Source organism: Hydrogenophaga sp. (assembly GCF_051860785.1).
Classification (GTDB): Bacteria; Pseudomonadota; Gammaproteobacteria; order Burkholderiales; family Burkholderiaceae_C; genus Hydrogenophaga.
In genome coordinates this window covers 204,498-230,517 of sequence record NZ_JBIMLB010000006.1, presented here as the reverse complement: position 1 = coordinate 230,517, position 26,020 = coordinate 204,498, and the positions used below count along the sequence as shown (strand labels likewise).

At 63.4% G+C, this 26,020-nt stretch carries 29 protein-coding genes; 10 read left to right on the top strand and 19 right to left on the bottom strand.

Annotated elements, in window-relative coordinates:
• Positions 1 to 113 precede the first annotated feature (113 nt).
• The 3 genes from ACTIF6_RS11075 (at position 114) to ACTIF6_RS11065 (ending at position 4,097) form a co-directional block, all read left to right on the top strand.
• The gene (locus ACTIF6_RS11075) at positions 114 to 1,925 is read left to right on the top strand and encodes a DEAD/DEAH box helicase (protein ID WP_439588030.1); all 1,812 of its coding nucleotides are present in this window, start codon (positions 114 to 116) and stop codon (positions 1,923 to 1,925) included.
• A gap of 99 nt (positions 1,926 to 2,024) precedes the next feature.
• Complete coding sequence (locus ACTIF6_RS11070) at positions 2,025 to 2,414, top strand: hypothetical protein (protein WP_439588029.1); 390 nt, start codon at positions 2,025 to 2,027, stop codon at positions 2,412 to 2,414.
• Positions 2,415 to 2,555: 141 nt separating this feature from the next.
• Positions 2,556 to 4,097, top strand: coding sequence for a hypothetical protein (locus ACTIF6_RS11065; RefSeq protein ID WP_439588028.1), 1,542 nt, complete (start codon positions 2,556 to 2,558; stop codon positions 4,095 to 4,097).
• Between the two features lie 1,402 nt (positions 4,098 to 5,499).
• Here the strand turns inward: ACTIF6_RS11065 and ACTIF6_RS11060 are convergent.
• From ACTIF6_RS11060 to ACTIF6_RS11000, 13 genes are all read right to left on the bottom strand, one after another.
• Positions 5,500 to 7,389, bottom strand: a complete 1,890-nt coding sequence (locus tag ACTIF6_RS11060) for a TRAP transporter large permease subunit (RefSeq protein ID WP_439588027.1) — start codon at positions 7,387 to 7,389, stop codon at positions 5,500 to 5,502.
• A 15-nt stretch (positions 7,390 to 7,404) separates the two neighbouring features.
• A complete protein-coding gene (locus tag ACTIF6_RS11055; RefSeq protein ID WP_439588026.1) occupies positions 7,405 to 8,409 on the bottom strand; it encodes a TRAP transporter substrate-binding protein in 1,005 nt (334 codons plus the stop codon).
• 51 nt (positions 8,410 to 8,460) lie between these two features.
• Positions 8,461 to 9,003 carry a type II 3-dehydroquinate dehydratase gene (locus ACTIF6_RS11050; protein ID WP_439588025.1) on the bottom strand — a complete coding sequence of 181 codons (543 nt, stop codon included), beginning with the start codon at positions 9,001 to 9,003 and terminating at the stop codon, positions 8,461 to 8,463.
• A 35-nt stretch (positions 9,004 to 9,038) separates the two neighbouring features.
• Positions 9,039 to 9,818: an SDR family NAD(P)-dependent oxidoreductase gene (locus ACTIF6_RS11045; protein ID WP_439588024.1), complete on the bottom strand. Its 780-nt coding sequence runs from the start codon at positions 9,816 to 9,818 to the stop codon at positions 9,039 to 9,041.
• Positions 9,815 to 10,636 (bottom strand): alpha/beta fold hydrolase, encoded by an 822-nt coding sequence (locus ACTIF6_RS11040; protein ID WP_439588023.1) that lies wholly within the window; start codon positions 10,634 to 10,636, stop codon positions 9,815 to 9,817. The genes ACTIF6_RS11045 and ACTIF6_RS11040 overlap by 4 nt, the downstream gene beginning before the upstream one ends.
• Positions 10,633 to 11,436 (bottom strand): alpha/beta fold hydrolase, encoded by an 804-nt coding sequence (locus ACTIF6_RS11035; RefSeq protein WP_439588022.1) that lies wholly within the window; start codon positions 11,434 to 11,436, stop codon positions 10,633 to 10,635. Before ACTIF6_RS11035 ends, ACTIF6_RS11040 begins: the two co-directional genes overlap by 4 nt.
• A complete protein-coding gene (locus tag ACTIF6_RS11030; protein ID WP_439588021.1) occupies positions 11,433 to 12,668 on the bottom strand; it encodes a CaiB/BaiF CoA transferase family protein in 1,236 nt (411 codons plus the stop codon). Before ACTIF6_RS11030 ends, ACTIF6_RS11035 begins: the two co-directional genes overlap by 4 nt.
• Positions 12,665 to 13,441: an IclR family transcriptional regulator gene (locus tag ACTIF6_RS11025; RefSeq protein ID WP_439588020.1), complete on the bottom strand. Its 777-nt coding sequence runs from the start codon at positions 13,439 to 13,441 to the stop codon at positions 12,665 to 12,667. The genes ACTIF6_RS11030 and ACTIF6_RS11025 overlap by 4 nt, the downstream gene beginning before the upstream one ends.
• Before the next feature lie 2 nt (positions 13,442 to 13,443).
• Entirely contained in the window at positions 13,444 to 14,589 is a 1,146-nt protein-coding gene (locus ACTIF6_RS11020; RefSeq protein WP_439588019.1) for a thiolase family protein, read from the bottom strand.
• A complete protein-coding gene (locus tag ACTIF6_RS11015) occupies positions 14,586 to 14,846 on the bottom strand; it encodes an OB-fold domain-containing protein (RefSeq protein WP_439588018.1) in 261 nt (86 codons plus the stop codon). Before ACTIF6_RS11015 ends, ACTIF6_RS11020 begins: the two co-directional genes overlap by 4 nt.
• A gap of 269 nt (positions 14,847 to 15,115) precedes the next feature.
• Positions 15,116 to 16,600 (bottom strand): carotenoid oxygenase family protein, encoded by a 1,485-nt coding sequence (locus ACTIF6_RS11010; RefSeq protein WP_439588017.1) that lies wholly within the window; start codon positions 16,598 to 16,600, stop codon positions 15,116 to 15,118.
• Positions 16,601 to 16,614: 14 nt separating this feature from the next.
• On the bottom strand, positions 16,615 to 17,034 hold the full coding sequence (locus tag ACTIF6_RS11005) for a DUF2141 domain-containing protein (RefSeq protein ID WP_439588016.1): 420 nt from the start codon (positions 17,032 to 17,034) through the stop codon (positions 16,615 to 16,617).
• Positions 17,031 to 17,696 carry a class I SAM-dependent methyltransferase gene (locus ACTIF6_RS11000; RefSeq protein ID WP_439588015.1) on the bottom strand — a complete coding sequence of 222 codons (666 nt, stop codon included), beginning with the start codon at positions 17,694 to 17,696 and terminating at the stop codon, positions 17,031 to 17,033. Before ACTIF6_RS11000 ends, ACTIF6_RS11005 begins: the two co-directional genes overlap by 4 nt.
• 72 nt (positions 17,697 to 17,768) lie before the next feature.
• Here ACTIF6_RS11000 and ACTIF6_RS10995 point away from each other — a divergent pair, with 72 nt between their 5' ends.
• The gene (locus ACTIF6_RS10995) at positions 17,769 to 18,653 is read left to right on the top strand and encodes a LysR family transcriptional regulator (RefSeq protein ID WP_439588014.1); all 885 of its coding nucleotides are present in this window, start codon (positions 17,769 to 17,771) and stop codon (positions 18,651 to 18,653) included.
• Here the strand turns inward: ACTIF6_RS10995 and ACTIF6_RS10990 are convergent.
• From ACTIF6_RS10990 to ACTIF6_RS10975, 4 genes are all read right to left on the bottom strand, one after another.
• Entirely contained in the window at positions 18,640 to 18,771 is a 132-nt protein-coding gene (locus tag ACTIF6_RS10990; RefSeq protein WP_439588013.1) for a hypothetical protein, read from the bottom strand. The two genes, ACTIF6_RS10995 and ACTIF6_RS10990, sit on opposite strands and share 14 nt — an antisense overlap.
• Positions 18,768 to 19,136 (bottom strand): DUF1428 domain-containing protein, encoded by a 369-nt coding sequence (locus ACTIF6_RS10985; protein ID WP_439588012.1) that lies wholly within the window; start codon positions 19,134 to 19,136, stop codon positions 18,768 to 18,770. The genes ACTIF6_RS10990 and ACTIF6_RS10985 overlap by 4 nt, the downstream gene beginning before the upstream one ends.
• A gap of 108 nt (positions 19,137 to 19,244) precedes the next feature.
• Entirely contained in the window at positions 19,245 to 19,709 is a 465-nt protein-coding gene (locus tag ACTIF6_RS10980) for a DUF5990 family protein (protein ID WP_439588011.1), read from the bottom strand.
• A gap of 44 nt (positions 19,710 to 19,753) precedes the next feature.
• Positions 19,754 to 20,182, bottom strand: coding sequence for a VOC family protein (locus ACTIF6_RS10975; RefSeq protein ID WP_439588010.1), 429 nt, complete (start codon positions 20,180 to 20,182; stop codon positions 19,754 to 19,756).
• Between the two features lie 82 nt (positions 20,183 to 20,264).
• On the opposite strand from ACTIF6_RS10975, the gene ACTIF6_RS10970 reads away from it, so the two are divergent.
• Genes ACTIF6_RS10970 through msrA form a run of 5 tightly spaced genes read left to right on the top strand, consistent with a single transcriptional unit; the run spans position 20,265 to position 23,038 of the window.
• Positions 20,265 to 20,978 carry a YebC/PmpR family DNA-binding transcriptional regulator gene (locus ACTIF6_RS10970; protein WP_439588009.1) on the top strand — a complete coding sequence of 238 codons (714 nt, stop codon included), beginning with the start codon at positions 20,265 to 20,267 and terminating at the stop codon, positions 20,976 to 20,978.
• Between the two features lie 21 nt (positions 20,979 to 20,999).
• Complete coding sequence (locus ACTIF6_RS10965) at positions 21,000 to 21,263, top strand: DUF3297 family protein (protein WP_439588008.1); 264 nt, start codon at positions 21,000 to 21,002, stop codon at positions 21,261 to 21,263.
• Between the two features lie 58 nt (positions 21,264 to 21,321).
• A complete protein-coding gene (locus ACTIF6_RS10960) occupies positions 21,322 to 21,909 on the top strand; it encodes a DUF1439 domain-containing protein (protein WP_439588007.1) in 588 nt (195 codons plus the stop codon).
• 47 nt (positions 21,910 to 21,956) lie between these two features.
• Positions 21,957 to 22,439: a peptide-methionine (R)-S-oxide reductase MsrB gene (gene msrB / locus ACTIF6_RS10955; RefSeq protein WP_439588006.1), complete on the top strand. Its 483-nt coding sequence runs from the start codon at positions 21,957 to 21,959 to the stop codon at positions 22,437 to 22,439.
• Positions 22,394 to 23,038 (top strand): peptide-methionine (S)-S-oxide reductase MsrA, encoded by a 645-nt coding sequence (msrA, locus tag ACTIF6_RS10950; RefSeq protein ID WP_439588005.1) that lies wholly within the window; start codon positions 22,394 to 22,396, stop codon positions 23,036 to 23,038. The genes msrB and msrA overlap by 46 nt, the downstream gene beginning before the upstream one ends.
• Before the next feature lie 21 nt (positions 23,039 to 23,059).
• Here msrA and xerD read toward each other — a convergent pair whose 3' ends face one another.
• Positions 23,060 to 23,983 carry a site-specific tyrosine recombinase XerD gene (gene xerD, locus ACTIF6_RS10945; protein ID WP_439588004.1) on the bottom strand — a complete coding sequence of 308 codons (924 nt, stop codon included), beginning with the start codon at positions 23,981 to 23,983 and terminating at the stop codon, positions 23,060 to 23,062.
• Positions 23,983 to 24,960, bottom strand: a complete 978-nt coding sequence (locus ACTIF6_RS10940; protein ID WP_439588003.1) for a tripartite tricarboxylate transporter substrate binding protein BugE — start codon at positions 24,958 to 24,960, stop codon at positions 23,983 to 23,985. The genes xerD and ACTIF6_RS10940 overlap by 1 nt, the downstream gene beginning before the upstream one ends.
• Before the next feature lie 129 nt (positions 24,961 to 25,089).
• Here ACTIF6_RS10940 and ACTIF6_RS10935 point away from each other — a divergent pair, with 129 nt between their 5' ends.
• Positions 25,090 to 25,998: an AEC family transporter gene (locus ACTIF6_RS10935; protein WP_439588002.1), complete on the top strand. Its 909-nt coding sequence runs from the start codon at positions 25,090 to 25,092 to the stop codon at positions 25,996 to 25,998.
• Positions 25,999 to 26,020: the final 22 nt, after the last annotated feature.

The window sequence follows — 26,020 nt, the reverse complement described above, 5'->3', positions numbered from 1 at the left end:
AATCCCTGTTCACGATAAATCGGAATCGGTGTTCACGATCTGCCGGAATCACCGTTCACGGTCGTCCGGAATACCCACCCTGAACACCATTTCAGGGAAGGAGACCAACAAGCATGGCGACACTGATCCCATCCATAGGCACCACGTCATTCGATTCCACCGGCGAACGCCGGCTGGCTGAACGCCTGGAGCAGAAGCTCGACGACGACTACCTGCTCTGGCACAACGTGCCCATCGGCCCCAAGCAGACGTACCCGGACTTTGTGGTGCTGCACCCGCGCCGTGGCCTGCTTGTGCTGGAGACCAAGGACTGGCACCTGGAGACGATTCAGGAGGCCACCAAGCAGTACTGGACGATCCTGGCCAATGGCAGCAACCCCAAGGTGTTGATGAATCCTCTGGCGCAGGCGCGCCACTGCGCTCTGCAGGTGGTAAATGCGCTGCAGCGTGACCCACAGTTGGTGCAGGCTGCCGGCCCGCACCAGGGCAAGCTGGCTTTTCCCTGGGGCCATGGCGTGGTGTTGACGCGGATCACGCGCAAGCAGTTCGACGCGGCGGGCCTGGGCGAAGCCATCGAGCCTCACTACGTGATCTGCAAGGACGAGATGGAAGAGTCGGTGGACGCTGAGGCGTTTCAGCGGCGGCTCTGGGGCATGTTTGCGCACTCGTTTGGCGGCGCCCTTTCGCTGCCGCAAATCGACCGCGTGCGCTGGATCATGTTTCCGCAGGTGCGGGTGGAAACGCAGGGCGCCTTGTTCGACGATCAGGACGCGGAGGCCGATCTGCCCACCATCATGCGGGTGATGGATCTGCAGCAGGAGCAGTTGGCCCGCTCGCTTGGTGACGGCCACCGCGTGATTCACGGTGTGGCCGGCTCGGGCAAGACCATGATCCTGGGCTACCGGGCCGAATACCTCGCGAAGGCGAGCACGCCCACGAGCAAACCGATTCTGATTCTTTGCTACAACGAGCCGCTGGCGGTGAAGCTGGCGAGCGTGATGGAAGCCAAGGGCCTTTCGAACCGCGTGCACGCCAGGAACTTCCACAAGTGGTGCCGGCAACAACTGGTGAGTTTCGGCCAGGCCATTCCGCCCCAAGGACCGCAGATGTTCGATCAGATGGTGAACAACGTGATCCGTGGTGTTGAACGCAAGCAGATTCCCGGCGGCCAGTACCAGGCCGTGCTGATCGACGAAGGCCACGACTTTGCGCCCGAGTGGCTGAAGCTCGTCACGCAGATGGTGGACCCGACCACCAACAGCTTGCTGCTGCTGTACGACGATGCGCAGAGCATCTACGAGCGTGCACGCTCGCGGCAGTTCAGCTTCAAGAGTGTGGGTGTGCAGGCACAGGGGCGCACCACCATCCTGAAGATCAACTACCGCAACACCAAGCAGATACTGCAGACGGCCAGCCTGATCGCGGCCGACCTGCTGACGAGCGACGACAAGGACGACGACGGCATACCGCTGGTGAAGCCGGTCAGTTGCGGGCGGGACGGTGCAGCGCCGGTCATCTTGCGCCTGCCCCGCCCACGCGACGAAGCCTTTGCCGTGGCCGACCACCTGAAGGCAGCGCACCAGGAAGGTTTTGCCTGGGGCGACATGGCCATTCTGTGCAGGGACTGGGACGGCATGGACCTGTGTGCCATGGCACTGCGGCAACGCGGGCTACCGCACCAGGTGCGAAAGAAGTCAGGCGACTACCACCCGGGCGCAGACGTCATCCACGTCATGACGACGATGGTCAGCAAAGGCCTGGAGTTTCCGGTGGTGGCGTTGCCCGGCGTGGGGCATCTGCCGGCGGATGGACACGACGAGAAAGAGGAAGCGCGCATCCTGTACGTGGCGGCCACCCGCGCCACACAGCGGCTGCTGATCACGCTCAGCAGTGATGGGGAGTTGGGGCGGCGGTTGCCTGCGTAGCTTGCTCCTCATGCAAACGAACTTTCGTGCCAGAGCGCGGTGTGCCGGCGGTCTCCAACAGATGATTTGTCAATTTGATTCCGACCAGCGGACCTCATCGTGATTTATTTGGCACCGCCCTGCAATTTCTCGGCAAGGTTCAATCTTCCGCAAAAGCGCAGCCGGGGAACGTGGTTAGATATTGTTACAACAACCGTTGTGCCCATAACGTACCAATACCAAGAGGAAGCGATGAAGGCACTTTCAATCATTCTCAATGTGTTTTTCCCTGGAGTGGGTTCGCTGGTTATCGGCAAAGTGGGGCAAGGGATCACCCAGATCATTTTGTATTTTATTGGGGTCTTGTTTTGCTTCACGTTAGTGGGGGCCATCGTTGGCATTCCACTAATGATTGGAGTCTGGATTTGGGGGTTGGTCACAGTGACTTCCGCACCAGCGCTGCCTGTGGAAGTGGTAGTTGTGCATCGCAATGAGTCCAAAGAGACTTGAGCGCGGAGGCCAGCATGACATCCAAAGCAAATGATGCATATATGCACGCGGTTTCAGGCAAAGCTGCAATCTTGGGACAGCCTCTATGGGCAAGTGATATTTCTCTGACTCTTTGACGAACTGGTTGTCGAGGATGCGATGGTGAAGACCGGCCTGCGGGGAGTGATTCTCGCCATAGCGTTGATGCCTGGTGGAGTCTCAGCGCAACTGGAACCTTTGCCCGGCAGAGGGGCACAAGCCGCACTAAGCGACGCGAGGCGTGCGATCGTTCAGGACTTGCTCAACGCGTATTCAAACGACTTGAATGCGATTAGCCGGGTTGCAGATCATGCAGACTTCGGTCTTCTGGCTTGGGCTGTATACGAAGAAGCAGGCTCGCCTGCCATGATGGCCGCCAACGAGCGAGGTTGGCGGCAACTTGGCAGCAGAATCGTCATTGAGAATGCCGCGACAGGCGATACCGTAGCAGCGCTTTTTGCCAAGAGAGGACAGCGCCCAGTCCTTGCATTTCGGGGATCAGCGACGAGCTTGGACTGGGTCACCAACACGGTCGGCTCGATCGCCACAGATCCGCTCCTTACAGCCCAGCTTCGCGCGGCAAGGTTGATCGCCGAAGAGGTCGTGCTGACCCATCCGGACGTTGTCTTTGCGGGGCACTCTCTTGGCGGTCGCTTGGCGCAAGCGGCTCGACTCTCGACCGGCAATCCCGCAGTGGTTTTCAATTCAGCGCCACTGGGCGTGGATGACAGAGTCCGCGCACTGTTGTCGATCCGAGCCCGGCTTTCTCCGTTGCAGCATTTCCGGTCGCCTGAAGACCCACTCACCGCATGGACCTCGGCTGAAGAAACGGTGATCGGAAACATTCAGAGAACCGGCCTCTCGGTAGCGGGCAACACCGTTGCCGGCTTTCACACGCACAACATCCAGGTACTGGCCTCTGCCATGCTCAACGTTGAATCGGCTCGCCGTGAGGGATGGATTGATGCCTACCTGCGCGGTTCGCAGACGAGCAGTTCAGAGGCGCCGCCACTCAGCCCGCCGGCCAGTCGTGTCAGGAATGCCATGGGATCACATCCGTGGGACTTCCTGAAGCCATCGCCAGCTCTGATGGATCTGAGAGCGCTTGCCAGATCAGGCGACCGAAGCTTGATTCCCGACTTGAGGGAATCGCTGGGGCACTATTGGCTGCACTACAACATGACCCAAATCCAAGGGGTTCTGCAGTTGCTGAACTGGGTGGACGATGGACGATGGAGAGAGTTCGGCTACTGGTATGCACCTGGGTCCTGGCCTGAAAGTAGAAGGCTGGGTTACGACATGGACAGAAAGCGTGGGCTTATCGGTGGATCGAGAAAGGCAGTGGTAGACGAACATTCCGAGGACCCAGCTTCTATAGATCAGTTGTTTTCAATCCTCGGTCCGCTGAACATGCAACGGGTGCTAAACAGGCGCTACAGGTGGCTTCAAGTCCAACGAGTGGTGGTGCTCAGTCCTCAGGAGCTTGTATGGCAAGCTGCCGTTCGCCCAGCTTCGGAGGGAGAGCCCCTGGCTCATGCGGAGCTTGTATTTCGGGCCACCGGTGACACGGAACGCGCCTGGGTGTTGAACAGGGTTCAAAACCTCCGCCTCACGGATAGCAGCGGGGCGGCCCATCCTTCCACGTCGTCTCCAACTCGTCGATGAGATCAAGGCGAAAAACTCAATCCATCAATCAATTAGTTCGTCGACCTTTTTAATGCCGCAACTGTCATCAATTCCATAGAGAGATAACAATGCACAGTCTTCTAACAAAGGTGGGGCTTCCTTTCCGCAGCGCACTCCTGTTCTTTATCCTGTATGCAATCTTTCTGGTACCCACCTATCTTCTGCCATATGCAGGTTCGAATTCATCTGTGTTGAACGCTCTCGGTGCTGCCGCAGGGATCGGACTGACTCCTCAGTTCTGGGCTCACGTGGCCTGCCTGTTCGTGCTCATTTCCGTTACCTGGCTTCGGGGATGCGCGACAAGACGTCCGTGGATTGCAGTCTTTCCAGCAATCGCCGCGCTTTTTGACCTGGCACCGGGTCTGAGTCTTATCCCGTTGTTGCCTACAGCCATGCACGTGGGAGCGTTGGTGTTAGGAGCGCGCGGTTCAAATGGTCAGGTGGATGCGGTTCATGTACCGGCGGTGGGCGCCATCCTTTTCGCGACAGTTGGGATGGGTGTGGTTTTGGGATTGGCGTACAGCTGGACGTGGCAGTCCAGGACCCGCCTAGGCGCACCAAGCGACGCTCCATCGAATCGCACCGTGCCGACAAGCCGCGCCAATCAGCCCGCTGAAAGACCTCAAGGGCCAGCGGGGGGAAACGCAAGTCGCCAAAACCCCAGTCCTATCCTCAGGAAATGGGAGGACGGTGGTCCGGTATGCGCCTCCACAAAACAGGCGCGCAACCCAAGAGATCTTGAGCTTCGCGTTTGGTACTGCGAAGCCGAAGAGTCCGCCGCAAAGGTGGTTGTGGTGACCCATGACCAGACTGTCAATGCGTTTGTGGACGAAAGCAGTGGCTTGTCGATCAAGTTGCACGCCAATGGAAAGCTAGCAATAGCAGCTGACAAGAATGTGCGAGCTACGCTGGGTGAAGGTGTCTTCCTATCCGAGGATTTGACGCTGCTTTCAAGAAGGTAACTTTAAGCGCGCAAAGCGGAGCAAGAAGGAAGACTGTGCAGGCCCTCGTGGCGCGCAACTGCAAGACCGCTTCAACGCACCCGGTCGATCACAAGTAGCACACGGTAGAAAACCCGTCGCAGCAATCGACGATTCGTCGATCAAAAGCTAACTGCAAAGGTGCAGGGACGTACGGCTTGACACCAATGCCATCCAAACAAGCTTTACGCCGATCTGCGTGCGCTCATCGCAAGCAGCCGCGAGCGCCTTGCTACCGTGGTCAATGTCGAGCAGACGCAAAGATTGTGTCGACACTGTCGGCAAGATTGGGTTGGAGTCAGGCGGCAGCCATAGTGGTACTCACGCGCGCCACACAACGGCTGTTGATCACGCTCAGCAGTGATGGGAGTTGGGGCGGCGGTTGATTGCTTGGAGTGTCGTCAGATGAACCAGAGCGTCAGCTGTGGCACCAGGGCGATGATGAGCAACCCGACCATCAGCGCACCCAGGTAAGGCCAGATGGCCTTGAGCGCGACGTTGGGTGCCACCTTGCCAATGCTGCACGCCAGGTAGTAGCCAACACCCAGGGGTGGCGCCATCAGGCCAATGTTCATGGCCACCACAATGACCATCGCGTAGTGAACGTCGTGGATGCCCAGGGCCCGGGCGCTCGGGTAGAGGATGGGCGCCATCAGCACGATGGCGGGGATGCCTTCCAGGATGCTGCCGAGAATCAGGAACACGCCAATCGTGATCAGCATGAACGTCACCCAGCCGCCTGGGATGCCCTTGATGGCCTGGCCGAGCTGCGCCGCGAACCCGGTCTGGGTCAACGCCCAGGCCATGGCACTGGCGGTGCCTAGGATGAGCATGATGGCGCCGGTGAGGCGGGCGGTCTCGACCAGAATCGAGTAGCCGCGTCGAAGGGTGATCTTGCTGTAGAGCAACTGGCCCACGATGAGCGCGTACACCACGGCGAGGGTGGACACCTCGGTGGCCGTTGCAACACCTTCGGTGACGAGACCGCGGATGAGGAACGGCAGGACGAGCGCGGGAAACGCGATGAGCGTGATGCGCGCCACGATGGAGGGCTTGGGGCGGGTGGCGCCTTCGATGTTCTCGCCGGCAAAACGCAGGCGCGCGGCCACCAGAAGCACCAGCAGAAGGATGGCGGCAATCGCGATGCCGGCAGAAAACAGCGCCGCCACAGAGATGCCGGCCACCGAGGCCATCACGATGAGCACGATGCTGGGGGGCACGGTGTCGGCCATGGCAGCACCCGTGGCGAGCAGCGCAATCATTTCAGAGGGTTTGTTGCCGCGCTTCTTCATCTCCGGGAACAGCGCTGGCGCCACGGTGGCCATGTCGGAAGCCTTGGCACCGGAGATGCCGGAGACCAGGAACAGCGAGCCCAGCAGCACGTAGGACATGCCCGCGCGCACATGGCCCACCAATGCGGCCAGGAACTTGACGATGGCCCCTCCCATGCCCGTGGCGTCCAGGATACAACCCAGCAGGAAAAAGATGGGAACCGAGAGAAGGATGAGGCTGGACATGCCTTCATCCATTCGGCCCACGACCACCATCATGGGCACCGATGTCGTAAAGGTCAGGAAGGAAAGGGTCGCCGCACCGAAGCAGAAGGCGATGGGCACGCCAGCAGCCAGGCAGGCCAGCAAGAGACCGACCAGGAACAGAAGAATGGTGTAGTTCCCCATGGCGCGGAACAAGGGCTGCCCCAGCCACATGAGGGCCACCGCGCCCCCCACGATGCCAACGGCCATGAGCAAGGTCCTGGCCTGGCAGCGCTCCCACAGGTGAAGCAGGACCACCCCGAGCATCAGCGCAATGCCGGTGCAAATCGCGCTGGCGCGAAAGCTCCCTGGAATGCCCAGCGATGGCGTGGTGACCAACCACTCTTCAACGGCGTAGTGCCACGCGGCAGGAAGAATCCTGACGATGACGACGGCCGTGACGAGCAGCGCCACGGTGTTCACAAACTCCGCTGTCCTGGGGCTGAGCCTGTCGACGAACAGAGACAGCCGCAGGTGCTCGCTCTTGTCCATCGCGAGCACCGCCCCCAGCATGGACAGCCAGATGAAGACCAGCGACGCGGCCTCGTCCACCCAGATGATGGGCGTGTGGAAGAAGTACCGCGCGATGACCGCCGCCAGCAACAGCGCCACGTCGGTGACCAGCAGCAGTGCTGCCGTGGCCTCCAGCGTGCTGATGGCATGTCTGTGAAATGCACCTCTTTGAACCACGGGTTCCTGTGCCTCCCCCGTGTCTGCACCGAGAGCTTCTTCGTTCATCGCGCTGGGCGTACTCATCTGACTTCCTCTACCTCAGCTCAGCGAGCCCGCGTGCTTCTCAAGCAGGCGCCAGCCGTCGGCGCCGAAACGTTTGGCCCATTCGCCGTAGAACCCGGCCGAGGAGAGCTGGCGACGGAAAGCCGCCTGATCGACCTTGTGGATCGTGAGCTTGTTCTGGGTGAGTTCGGTCACCAGGGACTCGTTCGCCTTGGCAATCGCTTCGCGCTGGCGCAGCCCGCTCGCGGTCATGTGCTTTGAGATGACCTTGCGCGCGTCCTCGGGCAAACCGCGCCACATGCGGCCGTTGGCCAGAACCCAGTAGCCGTCCCACATGTGGTTGGTCAGCGAAAGGTGCTTCTGCACTTCGTACAACTTGGCGTTGTAGATGAGCTGCAGCGGGTTCTCCTGACCATCGACGATCCTGGTCTGCAACGCGGTGTAGACCTCGGCGAAGTTGATGGACGTGGGCGCAGCGCCGAAGGCCTGGAACATCGACGTCCACAAGGGGCTCGGCGGAACACGGATCTTGAAGCCCTTGAGGGTCTCCGGCTGCAGCACCGGCTTGTCGCCGCTGGTGATGTGACGGAATCCGTTGTCCCACATCGTCTCCATCGTGTGGATGCCCACCTTGGCGATTTCGGCTCTCACATAGGCGCCGAGGTCACCGTCCATGGCGGGCCACAGCTTGTCGTAGCCCGACCAGGCGTACCCGATGCCGGAAATGCCGGCGTTGGGGACGATCGTCTGAAGGATGAGCGGAGACAGCGGAAAGAACTCGACGCCGCCGCTGCGCAGCTGCGACAGCACGTCCGTGTTGGAGCCGAGTTGGTTGTTGGGGAACAGGCGAAGTTCCACCGAGCCTTTGGCCTCCGCGTTGATGGCGCTGATGGCCTCTTTCAGATACACCGCCAGTGGGTCCGATTCGGGCGTGTTGGTGGCCACCTTCAAGACCTGCGGTTGTGCGCGCACGAGCGCGGGAAAGCCCAGGGCAACGGTCGAAAGCGCTGTTGCGATTGCGGTTCTGCGAGTGGTTTTCATGATGTCTCCGTGAAGTGGTCGTCGATGTGGATGTCGAACTGAAACTGGCGCTCAAGCCAACTCGGGCAGTCCGTCCCCGAGAAAAGAGAGGTCATCCAGGGCCATGACCAGGCCGACGAGCGCGCCGATGTAGCTGTACTGGCGCAAGCCCATGGACATGCCGGTGGCCGTGTGCGTGAAGGTCGAAATGAGTTTTCCGCTCATCAGCCCGCGAGGCGTTCCGGGCGCACCGGAAATGTTGGCGAAGTGCACCTCGACCACGGCCCTGGTCGTGTCCTCGAGGGCGTGACGAACGGCCTCCCCCATCGTGGTCAGGCCGGCGGGGTTGATGATGTAGCCGTCGATCCGGTCTGCCGAGGCGTGGATGTACTCCAGGATGTCGCCCATGTGGTTGGAGGAGAAGGTCTCCACCTCGACACCCAGGTCCTTGCCCGTCGAAGTGACGAAGGCCTTCAGGTCGTCCAGCGAATTGATGGAGCCGTAAACCTTCTTGCTGCGCGCACCCAGGTTGGACATGTTCGGGCCGTCAATGACGGAGATGCGGTGGCGGCGCGACCCGCTGCGCATGAGGGTGCAAGGAAGCTTGGATGTCATGGTGGTCCTTTCTTCTGGGAGGTTGGGTGTTTCAATCAAGAGCCTTGTCTTGCTGTCTTGAGCGTCGCGAGGCCACCGTCGACCACGACGAACGTGCCGGTGACGGAGGCGCAGGCCGGATGGAGGAGGTAGGCAACGGCATGTGCGACCTCTGCAGGGTCGACCATGCGGCCCGTGGGCTGGCGGCGCTCGAACTCGGCGCGCTGAGCCACCGGGTCTGCCGCGGCGTCAATCAGTTTCTGCATGAACGGCGTCTCGACCGTTCCGGGCACCACCCCGTTGACCCGAATCCCTTCGTGGACGAGGTCGGCTGCCAGGCTCAGGGTCATGCTGTGAACGGCACCCTTGGAGGCGGAGTACGCGGCGCGGTTGGCAATTCCAGACGTCGCCGAGCAGGATGAGATGTTGACGATGGCGGGCGACGTGGACTCGCGCAGCATCGGCAGAGACGACCTGGTCGCTCGCCGGTATCCCATCAGATTGACGTTGAGCAGCGCCAGCCACTCTTCATCGCTACCGTCTTCGATGCCGCCGACAAAGCTGACGCCGGCGTTGTTCACGAGAGCGTCGAGCCCACCCGCCTGGCGCCGAACCTCGGCGAACGCGCGGTCGACGCTGTCGGCCGATCGCATGTCGGCTTCGATGAACGCGGCAGACGCTTCAGCATCACCGGCCTTCAGGTCGAGATTGAAGACTTGCGCTCCATGCCTGGAAAGCAGCGCGCAGATGGCCTGGCCAATGCCTGCGCTGCCGCCGGTGACGGCGATGCGAAGGTTCTTCAGGGGAGTGTTCAAAACAGCGTCACTGTGGTTCATGTCGAAACCGCGTGCATTCGACGTGCTCGCGTCCAGAAGTTTTCCAGGCGTGCGGCGGTCGCCTCGGGCTCCATCAGCGGCAACATGTGGCCTCCCGTGGGCACCACCTCAACCTGCACGCGACCGGAAACGCACGCGTCGCCTGAAGTCAGTGCTTCAAAGGCCGTGAGGGGAACCGACGCGTCGTCTGCAGCGGCGATGCACGCGGTAGGCACTCCCGTGCTGGCGAGCTCCAGCGATCCGAAGGAAGCGAGCGCACGCCAGCCGTTCGCGTAGCCCTGAACCGAAGTGGCATCCAGGCACGTACGCCCATACGCCACGGCGGTCGGATAGCGCGGCGCTGCCTCCAGCCCTTTGAACCATCGGGCCAGCGACTCTTCAAACACGGCTGCGCTTGCCCCCGCTTCCATGCTTTCGGCGCGCCGGGCAAATGCGGGTTGGGACTTGAGCGGGACGGCCAGGACCGCGAGCGACTGCACGTTCCTGAGCCTCTTTGCTGCCAGTGCGGCCACCACGCCACCCATCGCATGCCCCACGAGGTGAAGAGGTTCGCTCACGCTTTGGCACACCGCCACCGCGTCTTCGACGAGATGCTCCAGTTCGAACCGGTCGTGAGCCACACGCGTTCCATGCCCGCGCTGATCGTAGGAAACCACATTCCAGATGGGGTTCAGTGCACTGCGCAAGGCGTCGAATGCGCGTCGGTCGAGACCGAGGGGATGCAGGAGCACCACGGCCGGCCCGTTGGAAGACCCAGACCGTCGCAACACCAGGTTCTCGCCACCGACAACGACAGCGTCTTCTGCGAAGGTTGTCATTCGACAGACCCTCTGGAGCGCGTGCTGTCTTCGGCAGTTGACCACTGCGCTTCCAGCAGCCTGGCGACCTCGGGCGCCATCGTCAGCGGAAAGAGATGGCCACCTTTGACGAGCGTCTTCAGGCTCACCTGGCCGTGGCCGTCCGCACGGGATTCGATGGCGTCAACAATCTGCGCCATCACACCCGGTGGTGTGGAGAGGTCGTCTTCGGCGGCGACGCACAGCACATGAGGAGCGGTGGTTAGCCCAGAGAACCCCTGGAACGACGCCAGCGCTCGCCAGGTGGCCGATATCGACGCCTTCGACTGCGTGCGCAGGGCATGCGAGGCGTAGTGGATGGCGGGGTCCCATTCCGATGGCGGGTTGTCGCCAAACCAACGCGCGATGGTGCTGCGTTCGAACGCTTCCATCCCGCCATCCCGCTCCACGGCATCCGCCCGGTCCAGAAACACGGACCCCCCTTGCGCAGGCGTTCCCAGAAGGGTCAGCGAAGCCACCGCCTGCCCTTTTTCCTGGAGTCTTGGCACCACCATCGCGGCGACGACACCGCCGAACGAATGCCCCACCAGATGAAGGAGCCCATGCGGCGCCTGCGCCGACACCTCGTCGACCACGTAGTCGACGTACGCGTTCAAAGCGGGTTGCCGAAGCGGTGGGGCTTCACCATGGCCGGGCAGTTCCACGGCCACGAAGCGGCGGGACGCATCCAGATGGCGGCGGACGGGGTCGTAGGCGTGCCGATTCAATCCCAGTGCGTGCACTGCGAAGACGGTCGACCGTGGCGAAGCATGGACCATCATGCGTTCCCTGCCACCGCTCCAAGCTTGTGGGACAGAACACCTTGGGCGACCAGTTCGTCGACTTCGACGGACGCCATGCCCAGCCACGAAGAAAGCACGTCTGCGCTGTCCTGGCCCAGTCGAGGTGGGTAGGTCGAGCTGGCGGGCACCTCTCCAACGAACCGGATCGGGTTGCCAACCACTTCAATCTCATCGCCCTGCTCACTTTCCAGGGCGAGAATCATTCCGCGCGCAGCGGCGCGCGCGTCCTTCAGCGCTTCCGGGACGGTCTTGATCAGGGCCGCAGGTACATCCTGTTTCTGGAGATCGGCGACGTGCTCCTCGGCATCACGAAGGAGGAATGCGGCTTCCAGCACCTCCCAGAGCTCTGCCTTGTTCTCCAGTCGGGAAGCCGCATCCGCGAAGCGTCTGTCTTCGATAAGCTCTGTCAGGCCCAGTGACCGGCAAAGGCCCTGCCACATCTTTTCGGTGTTGGCGGTGACCACGAGCTCGCGGCCGTCCCGGGCCATGAACGATCGGTAGGTCGGGATGGAGTCGTGTCGCGCCCCCTGTGGACCGGGCGTCGTGCCGGCAACGAGCGAGTACGTGCTCTGGTATGCGAGCATGGCCAGCTGGCAGTCCAGCATGGCCACATCAATGGTTTCGCCATGGCCAGTGGTGTTTCTCCGGTACAGCGCCGCACCGATGGCGATGCAGGCGTAAAGGCCCGCGACCGTGTCGCCCGCAGGAATACCCAGTCGCACGGCCGGGCGCCCCGGTTCCCCCGTGAGGCTCATGACGCCCGACAGGGCCTGGACAATCATGTCGTAGGCGGGCTTACCCCTGTCGGGCCCGTCCTGACCAAAGCCGCTGATGGACGCCCAGATGAGCCGAGGGTGCGCTTCGCGAAGCGCCTGGATGTCCAGACCGATGCGCTGTGCGACGCCTGGCCGGTAGTTCTCGACCACGACGTCCGCTTTCGCAATCAGGTCCTTCAGGAGCCGACGCCCTCTTTCCGTCTTGAGGTCGACAGCGATGCTTTTCTTGTTGCGGTTGATGCCGAGGAAGTACGCGCTGTCTTCGTTCACGAAGTGCGGAGGAATGTGGCGACTGGAGTCCCCCTCAGGCGCCTCCACCTTGACCACTTCCGCCCCCAGGTCGCCCATCACCTGCGTGCAATAGGGACCTGACAGAAATGTCGTCAGGTCCAGGACGCGGACATCGCCCAGCGGCTGAGACGTGGCGGCGGTCATGGGCGCGCCCCCAACAGGGAGGAAATTTCTCTGGCTTTCTGCATGACGTCCAGGCCGATGGCTTCCACACCGGTTTTCGGGAGTCGCTCTCGTGGCGATGTGAGACACAGGCAGCCCATGACGCCCGAGGGCCCGAAGATGGGTGCGGCAACACCACGGGCTCCGGGGAGCTTTTGACTGTCACTGACAGCCCAACCGCGCTCACGCACGGCGCGCAGCGCGGACAGCCCCTCCTCCAGCGTGGGCGGGGGCTCTCCCGTTGCGGGCGAATGGCCCTCGTTGCTCAGAACGGCTTCGATGACCTCTTCTGGAAGAAACGCCAGAATCGACTTGCCCGAGGCACCCCAATACAGCGACAGCGGTCGATGAAGGTCGATCTGGTAAGTCAGCTTCTGGCTGCCGTCGGCGCGCACCGAAAACATCATGGCGCGCTCGGCCGCCAGGTACTGGCCCATCAGCACGGTCTCGTTGTACTTCGCTGCCAGTTGCTCGATGATGGGTTGGGCGATTGAAACGGGCGTCATGTTTCGGCTGACCAACGCAGCCACCCTGTAGAAGCGTGAGCCGACACCATAAAGACCGTTGCCCGCAATCTCCACGAATCCCTCCGTGGCCAGCAGGTTCAGCAGACGGTGCGCCGTGGATGGGGGGACCTTCAGATACTCAACGACTTGCTTGACAGTCACGGGACCCGACGAGTCGGCCAGGAACGTCAGCAAATGCATCGCCCGGCTGACCGTGCCGGTGCCGGCGCCCTCGTTCAAGTCGGCCATGTTCAGTCGCTCGCTTTCAGGATGTGCACGGCGCACGCGCCATGGTCGAGGCTGGCGATACCACCGCCGGTGACATGGGTCATGCCGACCTTGGCGCCGGGCACCTGCCTCGCGCCGGCCTGCCCAGTGAGCTGCCAGTACATCTCGACGGCTTGAGCGACACCGCTGCATCCGACCGGGTGACCCTTGGACAGCAGCCCGCCGCTTGGGTTGACCACCACCTCGCCGTCGTAGGTGCTCTTTCCCGAAGTGAGGAACCCGGCGGCGTCGCCTTCCTGGCACAGGCCCAACGCCTCGTAGTAGACGAGCTCCGCAATCGTGAAGGCGTCGTGGAGTTCGACCACGTCCACGTCCTTCGGGCCAAGCCCGGCTTGCTCATAAGCATCCCGAGCGGAATCGCGGGTGATTTCCGGGCGCAGCATGTTGCGGAATCCGGTGGTGGGCGTTCCTGAATGCAGCACGGAACCGGTGATCTCCACGGCTCGGGCGCCCAGACGGCGCCGCACCTGGTCATTCACCACAATGACTGCTGCGGCTCCGTCGCCCGTGGGGCAGCACTGCAGGAGCGTCAAAGGGTCACAGATGACACGTGAAGCAAGAACTTCGTCGACCGTGGTCTCTTTTCGAAACTGGGCAAAAGGATTCATCGCTCCGTGGCGGCGGGCCTTGACGCTCACCTGCGCCAGCAGGCTGACCTTTTCACCGCGTTCATGCAGGAAGCGGCGCGCCCGCATCGCGTACAGCGCGGGCATGACCATCCCTTCCTGAACTTCCGGGTCTTCGGCCACGAGCGGCAGCGTGCCTCCGCCGAATTGAGTCAGCTTGTCCACACCAATCACCAACGCTGCCGCGTGCTCGCCACTCGCCACACTCTTCCACGCCAGATGGAGTGCAGATGCACCGCCAGAACACGCGTTGTCCACGTTGATGACGGGAATGCCTCCCATGCCGATTTCCTTGACGATGCGCTGTCCGGTGAGCATGCCCCCGAAGGCGTGACCGCAGTACACGGCCTCGATATCGTCTTTGCGGAGACCAGATTCCTTGAGCGCCCTCACCACAGGTGGGACGGCCAGACCGCTGTAGCTGGAGTCGCGATGCTTCCCCATCGGAATCATCGCGGCGCTGATGATGTAGGCCCGGCTCATGGTTTGACCTCCTGCGCCACTGGCACCACGAACCACTTGCCGCCGGCATTTTCCAGGCGGACGGGCACGTCGCAGCCAAGGCCTGCGTCGGCACCACGCACGCTGGCCAGCACGCGCAAGCCGTTAGGGAAATCGACATAGCCAATGGTGTAGGGCGTCTCGCGCGACGCCGACACGTGAACGGTGGAATGGCTGTAGAGCATGCCCCGGGGACCCACCTCAATCGCTGACGCGTGCGGACCTGCGGGAAAGTGCATCACCCCGTCTTCCGATTGACCACACAGGAGATAGGTGTCTCCATTGCGGACCACAAACCGCGCCTTTTCTTCAGCCGCGAGGTCCGCCCTCGGGAAGTCGCCTTTTTCCAACTGCTCACCGCTATATGCCTGAACCATCTTCCTCTTTCATTATTCCGTTAAACGGAATGTCATTCTGTTTAGAGGAATCAGTATAAAAGGTCAACACGGCAGCGCGCGCCCGGGTTTACCCGCATCCAACGAAGATGCGTCAACAGCTTTCCGGGGTGTCAAGACAAGGGGTTCTGCTCGCCGCATGCCACAAACGCTCCATGAAGCCCCAGTGGCAGCGCATACGGCAGCGAGGCCTGCGCCACAGGTCCGCTGGCCAGTGCGTCGGCCGCGAAGCACGACAACAAGGTGCGCTGGCTGGCCTGGTCCAGCACGGTGCCGAGCACCCAACCTGGTGAGGAGCCATCAGGCACATAGAGGTGCTCCTCCACGATGGCGCCGGGTGCATATCGAAAGCGCTGCAAAGCACCCGTCTCCACCTGGGTGCACGCGATGGCGTTCCATAGGGGCAGGCCGCCCACGGCGGATGTGGCGTGGACAACCTGGCGATGCCGTTGACCCACGAGGCGGCGGTCGATGCAGGGAAACTCGGCCTCGATACCCAGATCCGTCTGCGTGGCCTGGCCGCTGCGCAGGTGAAGCTGCAGCACCGTGAGGCGCGGGCCGGGTGTGCCGGCCAGTCGGCCTTGCATCACCTCGCGTGCGTCCACCAGCAAGGCGCGTGCGTCGGCCGAGCGCGCGTAGTCCAGGTGGATCACCGTGCCGGCGGGCGTGTCTTCTTCCCACGCGTTGCCGATGTGGAAGAGAAAGCCGGTGGGCAGTTCGAACTGGCGTTGCTGCTTCCAGTCGTTCCTGTCGATGACGAGCGCGCGCATGCCCTGGTTGGGCTGCCACACGTGGGCATCGAGGAAGCTTGCTCCGGCCTCGCGGCGCTGCGCGTCGTACACCAGGGGTGCCAGCAGAAACACCAGGTAACGGGCCGTGACGGCAAAGTCGTGAACCATGGGCAGGTCGCGCACGGGCAAGGCGTCGGCGCGCTTCAGTGCGCCGTCGGGCCCGATCTCGTAGAGCAACAGCAGGCCGTGGTGGGCGCTGACGCCGAAATTCCAGACCGTGCCGTCCGGCTCGACGCGGGGGTGCGCCGAGAAGGGCGCGCCTTCCAGGTCGGCCCGCCAGGTCTTGATGCCGTGTGTCTGCAGTGTGTGCCGGTCCAGCCGGGTGGCGGAGCCGCCCTCCCACAGCGCCAGCAGTTCGTCGCCCAGGGGCAGCACGCTGATGTTGGCGGCGTTCATGCTGTCGGGCGATGCCGCCGCTTCGCGGTTTTTGAACACGGTGCCGAAGCCTTCGGTGATTCGGCGACCGGCCTGGACTTCGGCGACGCGCTTGGGCGTCGCCACGTACCGACCCTGGTGATGCACTTCGGTGCCCGCGATCACGAAGCGCTGCACCATGCCGTCGCCATCAAACCAATGGCGGTAGCGCTCGCCACCCAGGTCGTGGCCTGCCGGGCCGTTGCGGTAGAGCGTGCCGGCCACGGCATCGGGAAAGCGCCCTCGCACCCTGGCCCGGGTCAACGCAATGTCGGCCGGCGGCGTGGCAAAGGCGAGGAGCCAGCGCGGGCTGGCGTGTGCGGCCGACGGCGCCAGCACAGGCGCGCCTGCAGCGGCGGCCATGAGCCGCAGCAACACATCTCGACGGTGCATGGAAGGCCTTTGCTTCAGCGCAGCCGGAAGCTGATGCTGGCGCTGTCGGCGTCCAGTGGCACGGCGGCGGCGTCGAAGCTGGGCGGGCCCATCCTGCCCCGGGCGTTGTTGGAGAACCCGTACCGCTCGGTGGGCAGGCCGACGATGTTGGTGTCCAGCCTTGCGTTGCCGTTTTCGTCGGCGAAGGACTTGATGGCATAGCGCCCCGCGGGCAAGCCGGTGAATACGGTTTGCGCGGCGCCGTCACGCAGTTCCACTTTCTGCAAGGCCAGCGCCTGGTTGTTGGCCATGGCCTCGGCGCTGTCGAACAGGGCCAGATACAGCGTGGCCGGCACGGGCGGGCCATCGACCACGGTCACCTGCAGGTCGGCCGCGCTCGCGGCGAAGGGCATCGCCACGGCGGCGAGCAAGAGGAAGGTTTGGATGAGTTTCATGCCTGGGCTGCCTTGCGGGCGACGATGAACACGCGGAAATCCTTGCCCCGCGTGCCGTGGCGCTCGACCGATTCGATGACCATGCCCTGGCGGACGATGGCCGCCTTCAAGGCTTTGGCGTCGAAGCACAACACGTGGGGCGCCTTGCCGATGGCGCGCATCACCGGCAGGGCGAGGTGAGGAATCAGCGGATTCATTTCGAGGAGGCACGCCGTCTTGGAGATCAGCAGGCCGCCCGGGCGCAAGGCGCGCATGGCGAACTGGAGCGCGCCGTGGAGGTCGTCGACCAGATGCAGCAGATTGAAGGCCAGCACCGCGTCGAACCCGCCCTCCCCGTCCAGCGGCTCGTCGGCGTCGGCCACGGCAAAGCTGAGCTCGGGACAGGGCTGGTCGGCCAGCTTCTGGCGCGCGATGGCGATCATGGCGGGCGAGATGTCGGTGGCCAGCAGGCGCCGGGTGTGGGGCGCCAGGCGCAAGGCGGTGGTGCCGGTGCCGCAACCGATTTCCAGTACGTTCATGTCCGGCGTCAGCAGACCCTGCACCCGTTCCAGCGTGGCTTCGTAACCCGCCGGGTCGGCAATCGGGTCGGCGGCGTACTTCACGGCGATGCGGTCCCAGAAGCGGGATTTGCGGGCGACGGGGGCGATGGTGGAATAAGGCATGGGGGAGGATGCTATCCATGCAAGTCTTCGCAGGGAATTGCGGTAAATTGCAGCGAACATATACGTTTATGCATGGACAACCTCGACTGGAACCAACTGAAGGCCTTTCTGGAGACGGCGGAAACCGGCTCGTTGTCGGCGGCCGCACGCAAGCTGGGCCTGACGCAGCCCACGCTGAGCCGCCAGGTGGCGGCCATCGAGCAACGCATGGGCGTGACGCTGTTCGAGCGCGTGGGCAAGGCCATGGCGCTCACGCCCACGGGGCTCGACTTGCTGGAACACGCGCGCGCCATGAGCGTGGCGGCCGAAGCGCTGCGGCTGGCCGCCACCGGCCGCTCCCAAGCCGTGGGCGGTGTGGTCTCGGTCTCGGCCACCGACGCGGTGGCCGCGCACCTGCTGCCCCCGCTACTGCACAGGCTGCGCGAGCAGGAACCGGGCATTGCCATCGAGGTGATCTCGTCGAACGCCATCAGCGACCTGCTGCGCCGTGAGGCGGACATCGCCATCCGCCATGTGAAGCCCGAACAACCGGAGCTGATCGCTCGCCACATCCGCGAGGCCACGGCAAGCTTCTTCGCTTCAGAAGACTGGGTGAAGACCCACGGCCATCCACGCAACGCCGAAGAAGCCGCGCAACATGCCTTTGTGGGCGCGGACCGCTCGGGCCAGTACCTGGGTTACCTGCGTCAACACGGCCTGCCATTGACCGAGGCCAACTTCAGTTGCTACGCGGAGCATTCGATGGCGAGCTGGTCGCTGGTGCGCCACGGCATGGGCATCGGCGCCATGATGGACGACATCGCCCACGGCACCCCCGGCATCGTCCGCGTGCTCGACGACGTGGCGCCGGTGCGCTTTCCGATCTGGCTGGTGACGCACCGCGAACTGCGCACCTCGCGGCGCATCCGTGTGGTGTTCGAGGCGCTGGCGCAGGGCCTGGCCGTCAGCCCAGCGTGAGGTGCATGTGCACCTTGCCATGCAGGTGCCCGTCGACCAGGATGGGGCGTGGCTCGGTGCCGAAGGTGACGAATTCGAGCCGGGATGAGGCCACCCCTTCTGGCTTCGTGAAGGTCAAGCCTTCACTTCGACCACCTGTTCAAAGCCACCGAAGATCATGCGTTTGCCGTCGAAGGGCATGGGCAGATTGGCTGGATTGGACGGGTCCATGCGAGGGTCTTCCATCATCTTCTTCATGGCCGCGTCGCGCGTGGCCTTGTCGGGCCATTCGACCCACGAGAAGGCCACGGTCTCATCGGCCTTGGCCTGCACGGCGCGGCGGAAATCGGTGACCTTGCCGTCGGGCACGTCATCGCCCCAACCCTCGATCACGCGGAGAGCGCCGAGCTCGATGAAGAGCGGGTCGAACTGGCGAGCGTGCTCGATGAACTTCTGCTTGTTGGCGGTGGGAACTGCAATCACGAAACCGTCGATGTAGGACATTCTTTTCACTCCTGTTGGGTTAACGATCGGTGCCCGCCTCTGGGCGACCTACCTCCTCGACGAACGACAACACCTCAAATCGACATGCCGGGCGATGAAAGGCACAGGTCAATCAGCCCGCTGAAAACGGGTGACGAGGCGCCAGTTGATCGAAAGAGGCGGAACGCTGGCGCACACCGGTCCGCCGTCTTTTGCCGTGCCGTGAACATGCCCTTCGATGGCGGAGTTGGCGTCGCCCGCTGCAGTCTCCACCAGGTGCCGGGGAATGCCCGCCAGCTTGATCTTGGCCCGGCGTTCCCATGGGCAGCCCACCTGGCCCGCATAGGTGCCTGAATTCACATAGACGAAGCGGTCAGCCGGCGTGCCTTGCGCAAACGGGCCACGGAAGTTGAACGATCCGTCCGGCAGCGATGGGCCGAGGCTCAGGGTGATGGCGAACGACAGGGACTCTGGCGTCGACATGAACGGGGGCAGCACGTCGACACGGCCGCTCTGCACGGCGAACACCACCCCGGGCGGTGGTGCCGTGATGACGAGGATGAGCTGGAGTTCAGATGCAGTTGTGCTTTGCATGGCGCCGAGAAGGATGCGGATGGACAGCGGAAATCACAACGTTTTCAGAAAGTCACCTTAACCGAGGTCGCGCTCCGCGTCGCCTCCCCGTGGTACACGGCTTCGATGTTGTTGCCGTCCGGGTCGATCACGAAGGCGGCGTAGTAGCCGGGGTGGTATTTGCGGATGCCGGGTGCGCCGTTGTCCTTGCCACCGGCGGCGAGCGCGGCTTTGTGAAAAGCATCGACCATGGCCTTGTCTTCGGCCTGGAAGGCCAGGTGGTGGCGGCCGGTGAGTTCGCCGTGGGCGGCTTGGCTGCTGGCGGTGGAGATGAAGAGTTCGTCGGCCCAGAAGAAGTCCTCGCCTTCACCGGCCAGGGGAATGTTCAGGGTCTTGAAGACAGCGCTGTAGAAGGCCTTGCTGGCGGCCAGATCGCGCACCACGAGCTGGATGTGGTCGATCAGGCGTCCGCGGTGCAGTTCATGCGTTTCCATGGGTGAGCTCCTTTTCTCGAAAACATGCAAGGGAACATGCTAGCGCTATGCTTGCAGCCCACACAGACCACCAGGAACAGCCATGGGCGCCCAATGGAAAGCCAAGCACAAGGACCTCGCCGCGAACGCCAAGGGTCGGCTGTTCGGCAAGCTCGCCAAGGACATCATGATCGCGGCGCGCCACGGCGCGGATCCGGCGGCCAATTCGCGCCTGCGGTTGGTGGTGGAGCAGGCGCGCAAGGTGTCCATGCCCAAGGAAACGCTGGACCGCGCCATCAAGAAGGGTGCCGGGCTCACGGGCGAGACCGTGCATTTCGACCATGTGATCTACGAAGGGTTTGCGCCCCACCGCGTGCCGGTGATGGTGGAGTGCCTCACGGACAACGTGAACCGCGCGGCATCCGACATGCGGGTGCTGTTCCGCAAGGGGCAGCTGGGCACTTCGGGCTCGGTGTCGTGGGACTTCGACCACGTGGGCATGATCGAAGCCGAACCCTCGGCCAAGGATGCCGATGCGGAACTGGCCGCCATCGAGGCCGGGGCGCAGGATTTTCATGCGGGCGATGAAGAGGGTGTGACCGTGTTCCTGACCGATCCGACGGACCTCGACCTGGTGAGCCGCGCCCTGCCGGCGCAGGGCTTCACGGTGCTGTCTTCCAAGCTGGGCTACAGGCCGAAGAACCCGGTGGACCCCGCCAGCCTGAGCGCGGAGCACCTGGAAGAAGTGGAAGCCTTTCTGGCCGCGCTGGACGCGAACGAAGACGTGCAGAACGTGTTTGCCGGACTCGGCGGTTGAAGCTGGAGGACAATGCCGGCCATGAGCGACCCTATCCACACCACCAGCCCCAACCGCCCGCCCCTGCCCGACCACCTGGCCATCGACCCCCGCAGCCCGCACCACGTGGCCGAGATCTTCGAACACGACATCGGCATCCGCTTCAACGGCAAGGAGCGATTCGATGTGACGGAATACTGCGTGAGTGAAGGCTGGGTCAAGGTGCCCGCCGGCAAGACCCTGGACCGCAAGGGCAACCCGCTCACGATCAAGCTCAAGGGCACGGTGGAAGCGTTCTACAAATAGAGACGCCTTCAGACGCCTGAAGCAGAACCTGCGGCGCAGAATGCCCTCCAACCGGCCTATGCAACGCAGAACTCTCCTCATCCACACCCTGGGTTTCGGGACCGCGCTCACCTTGGCGCCCGGCGTGTTGCTGGCCGCGGAAGCCGACTCACCCAACGCCCAACCCGCCGGCTACCGCGTTTCCACCGCCCAGATGCAGGAAGCGATTGGGCAGCGGTTTCCCCGGCGTTATCCGGTGCAGGGGCTGCTGAACCTGGAGGTGCAGACGCCAAAGCTGACCATGCTGCCTGCTGAAAACCGCTTGCGGGCCGAGATGCCGGTGGAAGCGGCGGGCCCGGCGCTCAACCGCAGCCACCAGGGCAGTTTCGAGGTGGACTTCGGCCTGCGCTATGAGGCCAGCGACCGCACCTTGCGTGCGCACCAGTTGCGCCTGTCGAAGCTGAACTTCCCGAGCCTGCAACCCAGCGTGGTGGCGCTGCTCAACACCTACGCACCCACGCTGGGCGACGAATTGCTGAAAGAGGTGGTGCTGCACCGCCTGGAACCCAAGGACCTGGCTCCGCTGGACAACATGGGCATGCAACCAGGCGCTATCACGGTCACCGCCACGGGCCTGGTGGTGGGCATGGTGCTCAAGCCGCTGTAAGGTTTTTCATTTCGGCCCGACTCATCCAAATGAGACCTCTACCCACCATGAACCGCCGCCACACCATGAAACTGCTCTCGCTCCTCGGCCTGGGTTCCCAGGCCGTTGCCCCCGTGGCCAGCGCGCTGGCCGCGTCCGACCCGTGGAAGCTCTCCGCCGCCGAATGGAAGAAGCGCCTGAGCCCGGCACAGTTCGACGTATTGCGTGAGGAAGGCACAGAACGTCCCGGCAGCAGCGCGCTGAACGCCGAGAAGCGCAAGGGCACCTACCACTGCGCGGGTTGCGATCTGCCCCTGTTCTCGTCTGAAACGAAGTACGAAAGCGGCACCGGCTGGCCGAGTTTTCACACACCACTGCCGAATGCGCTGGGCACCAAGACGGACTACAAGATGATCCTGCCGCGCACCGAATACCACTGCATCCGATGCGATGGCCACCAAGGTCATGTGTTCAACGACGGCCCCAGGCCCAGTGGCAAGCGCTATTGCAACAACGGGGTGGCGCTGCGTTTTGCGCCAGCGGCCGCGTGAAGGCGCATCGCTGGCTCGCAGCGGTTCTGCTGCCTCTGGCCTGGGTGCTGGCCGCGCCGGCCCATGCACAGGCCACTACCGCCAAGGCCACCTTTGCGGGTGGCTGTTTCTGGTGCGTGGAGGCCGACTTCGACAAGGTGCCGGGCGTGATCTCCACCACCTCGGGCTACATCGGCGGCACCGTGGCCAACCCCACCTACCAGCAGGTATCGAACAAGAGCACCGGGCACGCGGAGGCTGTCGAGATCGTGTTCGACCCCGCGAAAATGAGCTACGAGGCGCTGGTGGAAAAGTTCTGGCGCACCATCGACCCCACCACGAAGGACCGCCAGTTCTGCGATGTGGGCAGCCCCTACCGAACGGCCATCTTCACGCACGATGCGGCGCAGATGGCCGCGGCCAGGAAGTCGCTCGCGGCGCTGGAAAAGTCCAAGCCATTCAAGGAACCCATCGTCACCGAGATCGTGGCGGCCGGCCCGTTCTACGCGGCAGAGGACTACCACCAGGACTACTACCTCAAGAATCCCATTCGGTACAAGTACTACCGCACGAGTTGCGGAAGAGACGCACGCCTCGAGCAGCTCTGGGGAAAGAAGTAAGGCCTGCGCTACGGCCTGCGGCTAACCCCGCGGATGGTGCTGCGCCACGATGGTCTTGAGGCGTTCGCGCGCTACGTGCGTGTAGATCGTGGTGGTGGAGATGTCGGCGTGGCCCAGCAACATCTGCACCGCGCGCAGATCGGCGCCGTGGTTGAGCAGGTGGGTGGCAAACGCATGGCGCAGCGTGTGGGGTGACAGCGGCGAGGTGATGCCGGCCTGCGCGGCGTACTTCTTCACCAGTTGCCAGAACATGGCGCGCGTCATGGCTTCGCCCGCGCGCGAGCCGCGTGCGGTGACGAACAGGTCTTCGCTCTGCAAGCCGCCCAATATCTCTCCCCGGCCTTGCGCCAGGTAGCGCTGCAACCACTGGCCAGCCACCTCGCCGAAGGGCACAAGGCGTTCCTTGTTGCCCTTGCCGGTGATGCGCAACACGTGTTCGTTCATGCCCACGTGCCAGGTCTTGAGCGTGACGAGCTCGCTCACGCGCAGGCCACTGGCGTAGATGAGTTCGAGCATGCAGCGGTCGCGCAGGCCCAGCGGCGTGCCCACGTCGGGCGCGTTCAACAGGGCTTCCACCTGCGCTTCCGAGAGCGTCTTGGGCACACGCAGCGGCTGGCGTGCGGGTGACAGCCGCAGGGTGGGATCGGTGGTGATCTGCCGTTCGCGCAGCGCCCAGCGGAAGTAGCGCTTGAACACCGTGAGCCGCCGGTTGGCCGTTGTGGCGCGGGTCTGGGCGTGGCGTTCGCTGAAATAGGCGTTGAGATCGGCCTCGGTGGTCTGGGGCAGGGTCTTGCCGTGCTGCGCCAGCCACTGCCCGAGCAGCACGAGGTCGCGCCGGTAGGCGTCGAGGGTGTTCCTGGACAGGCCCTCTTCCAGCCAGAGGCTGTCGACAAAAGCCCCGGCAAGGCCTTCGCTGGCCGTTGCCAGGGCTTCCTGTGGGTTCATCAGTCCAGCTTGAGCTTCTGCTTGACGACCACTTCCTTGTAGACCTCGAACTCGGCCTTGATCTGGGCGGTGAACTCGGCGGGCGTGTTGGCCACGATGAGCGAGCCGGTGTCTTCCACGCGCTTGCGCACGGCGGGGTCGTTCAGCGCCTGCTTGGTGGCGTTGGCGAGCTTGTCCACCACGTCCTGCGGCAGGCCCTTGGGACCGATGAGGCCGTAGTAGGCCATGCGGTTCACGGCCTCCAGGCCCACTTCCTTGAAGGTGGGCACGTCGGGCAGCACCGCCAGACGCTGGGGTGCGGCCACCACCAGCGGCACCAGGCGGCCGGACTTGATGAAGGGCAGCGCGGAAGGCAGGTTGTCAAAGATGATGGGCACCTGACCACCCACGGTGTCGTTCAGGGCCGGACCTGCACCCCGGTAGGGAATGTGCGTCATGAAGATGCCCGTGAGGCTCTTGAACAGCTCGGTCTGCAGGTGGCCGATGCCGCCGGTGCCGGAGCTGGCGTAGGTGTACTTGCCCGGGTTCTTCTTGAGTTCGGCCACGAAGGCCTTGTAGTCCTTGGCCGGGAAGCTGGGGTGCACCGCGATCACGTTGGGCGTGGCCGCGATGTTGATGATGGGCGTGAAGTCGGTCAGCGTGTTGTAGGGGATCTTGTCGTTGATCGCCGGGTTGGCTGCCGTGGTGGACACCGTGGCCATGCCGATGATGTAGCCGTCGGCCGGCGAGCGGGCCAGTTCGGTGGCGCCGATCACGCCGCCGCCGCCGGCCTTGTTCTCGACCACCACGCTCTGGCCCAGGCTCTTGGCCAGGGGCTCGGACATGACACGCGCAATGATGTCGGTGGTGCCACCGGGCGCGAACGGCACTTGCAGGCGAATGACCTTGTTGGGGTAGGCCTGGGCCCAGGCGGTGCCGACGCCAGCCACCGAAGCGGTGGCGAGGCCAAGTGCAACCATCTGACGACGAGAAACCATAACGTGTACTCCTTGCTGTGAAAAATGAAAAGCGCCCTGCACTGTAGTCGGCATGGGAAGGCATGACCATGGGGTGACTACATAAGTAATTACCCGCAAATCCCATGCCCGGCGCGCTATGCTCGCGCGGTGAATTTTGCACAACTCCTCTTCCCCGACTTCTCGCTCATCCTTTGCGGCTATCTGGTCTGTCGCTTCACCGCCCTCAACCGCAAGGTCTGGGAGCAGGTTGAGAGCCTGGTTTACTACTTCCTGTTCCCGGTGCTGCTGTTCCACAGCATTGTCAAGAGTCCGCTCGATCTGGGTCAGGCGTCCAGCCTCATGGGCGCGGGCATCACGCTCGGCGTGTGCGGCATCGCCTTGTCCTATTCGCTGCCGCACTGGCCCTGGATCGGCCAGCGGCTCGACGTGCGCTTGCACGCGGCGAGCGCGCAGGTGGGCTTCCGCTTCAACTCCTTCATTGCCCTGGCGCTGGCCGACAAGGTGGCTGGCGCGCCGGGCCTGCTGATGATCGCGGTGCTGATCGGCGTGTGCGTGCCGCTGTTCAACGTGGGCGCGGTGTGGCCCATGGCGCGGCACGCCAACAAGGGGTTCGTGCGCGAACTGGCGCGCAACCCACTGATCATCGGCACCCTGTCGGGCCTGGTGGCCAATCTGCTGGGTTTCCAGATGCCGGTGTGGCTCGAACCCACGGTGAACCGCATCGGCCAGGCCTCGCTGGCTCTGGGCCTCATGGCGGCGGGTGCCGGCATGCAGTTCGGCATGCTGGCGAGTGCCAAACTGCTGGGCGGTCTGGTGCTGGCGGTGAAACACCTGGGCATGCCGCTCTTCGCCTTCGGTCTGGCGAAATTGTTCCGCCTGGACCCGACGCAGACCACCATCCTGCTCATGTTCTCTGCCGTGCCCACGGCATCGAGCTGCTATGTGCTGGCCGCGCGCATGGGCTACAACGGTCCCTATGTGGCCAGCCTCGTCACGCTGTCGACGCTGCTGGGCGTGGTGAGCCTGCCGTTCGCGCTGGGGGTGCTTGGCGGCTGAATCCGTGCAGCACCGAAACCCG

What these genes read in the sequence shown, in the direction of transcription:
- xerD (WP_439588004.1), bottom strand. Translation starts at nt 23,983, where the DNA reads ATGAACCCACAGGAAGCCCTGGCAACGGCCAGCGAAGGCCTTGCCGGG.
- ACTIF6_RS11040 (WP_439588023.1), bottom strand. Translation starts at nt 10,636, where the DNA reads ATGACAACCTTCGCAGAAGACGCTGTCGTTGTCGGTGGCGAGAACCTG.
- ACTIF6_RS11020 (WP_439588019.1), bottom strand. Translation starts at nt 14,589, where the DNA reads ATGAGCCGGGCCTACATCATCAGCGCCGCGATGATTCCGATGGGGAAG.
- ACTIF6_RS11050 (WP_439588025.1), bottom strand. Translation starts at nt 9,003, where the DNA reads ATGACATCCAAGCTTCCTTGCACCCTCATGCGCAGCGGGTCGCGCCGC.
- ACTIF6_RS11045 (WP_439588024.1), bottom strand. Translation starts at nt 9,818, where the DNA reads ATGAACCACAGTGACGCTGTTTTGAACACTCCCCTGAAGAACCTTCGC.
- ACTIF6_RS11035 (WP_439588022.1), bottom strand. Translation starts at nt 11,436, where the DNA reads ATGATGGTCCATGCTTCGCCACGGTCGACCGTCTTCGCAGTGCACGCA.
- ACTIF6_RS10970 (WP_439588009.1), top strand. Translation starts at nt 20,265, where the DNA reads ATGGGCGCCCAATGGAAAGCCAAGCACAAGGACCTCGCCGCGAACGCC.
- ACTIF6_RS10940 (WP_439588003.1), bottom strand. Translation starts at nt 24,960, where the DNA reads ATGGTTTCTCGTCGTCAGATGGTTGCACTTGGCCTCGCCACCGCTTCG.
- ACTIF6_RS11005 (WP_439588016.1), bottom strand. Translation starts at nt 17,034, where the DNA reads ATGAAACTCATCCAAACCTTCCTCTTGCTCGCCGCCGTGGCGATGCCC.
- ACTIF6_RS10985 (WP_439588012.1), bottom strand. Translation starts at nt 19,136, where the DNA reads ATGTCCTACATCGACGGTTTCGTGATTGCAGTTCCCACCGCCAACAAG.
- ACTIF6_RS11055 (WP_439588026.1), bottom strand. Translation starts at nt 8,409, where the DNA reads ATGAAAACCACTCGCAGAACCGCAATCGCAACAGCGCTTTCGACCGTT.
- ACTIF6_RS11010 (WP_439588017.1), bottom strand. Translation starts at nt 16,600, where the DNA reads ATGCACCGTCGAGATGTGTTGCTGCGGCTCATGGCCGCCGCTGCAGGC.
- ACTIF6_RS10980 (WP_439588011.1), bottom strand. Translation starts at nt 19,709, where the DNA reads ATGCAAAGCACAACTGCATCTGAACTCCAGCTCATCCTCGTCATCACG.
- ACTIF6_RS10965 (WP_439588008.1), top strand. Translation starts at nt 21,000, where the DNA reads ATGAGCGACCCTATCCACACCACCAGCCCCAACCGCCCGCCCCTGCCC.
- ACTIF6_RS11030 (WP_439588021.1), bottom strand. Translation starts at nt 12,668, where the DNA reads ATGACCGCCGCCACGTCTCAGCCGCTGGGCGATGTCCGCGTCCTGGAC.
- ACTIF6_RS11060 (WP_439588027.1), bottom strand. Translation starts at nt 7,389, where the DNA reads ATGAGTACGCCCAGCGCGATGAACGAAGAAGCTCTCGGTGCAGACACG.
- msrB (WP_439588006.1), top strand. Translation starts at nt 21,957, where the DNA reads ATGAACCGCCGCCACACCATGAAACTGCTCTCGCTCCTCGGCCTGGGT.
- ACTIF6_RS10960 (WP_439588007.1), top strand. Translation starts at nt 21,322, where the DNA reads ATGCAACGCAGAACTCTCCTCATCCACACCCTGGGTTTCGGGACCGCG.
- ACTIF6_RS10975 (WP_439588010.1), bottom strand. Translation starts at nt 20,182, where the DNA reads ATGGAAACGCATGAACTGCACCGCGGACGCCTGATCGACCACATCCAG.
- ACTIF6_RS11000 (WP_439588015.1), bottom strand. Translation starts at nt 17,696, where the DNA reads ATGCCTTATTCCACCATCGCCCCCGTCGCCCGCAAATCCCGCTTCTGG.
- ACTIF6_RS11025 (WP_439588020.1), bottom strand. Translation starts at nt 13,441, where the DNA reads ATGGCCGACTTGAACGAGGGCGCCGGCACCGGCACGGTCAGCCGGGCG.
- ACTIF6_RS11015 (WP_439588018.1), bottom strand. Translation starts at nt 14,846, where the DNA reads ATGCACTTTCCCGCAGGTCCGCACGCGTCAGCGATTGAGGTGGGTCCC.
- ACTIF6_RS11075 (WP_439588030.1), top strand. Translation starts at nt 114, where the DNA reads ATGGCGACACTGATCCCATCCATAGGCACCACGTCATTCGATTCCACC.
- ACTIF6_RS10995 (WP_439588014.1), top strand. Translation starts at nt 17,769, where the DNA reads ATGGACAACCTCGACTGGAACCAACTGAAGGCCTTTCTGGAGACGGCG.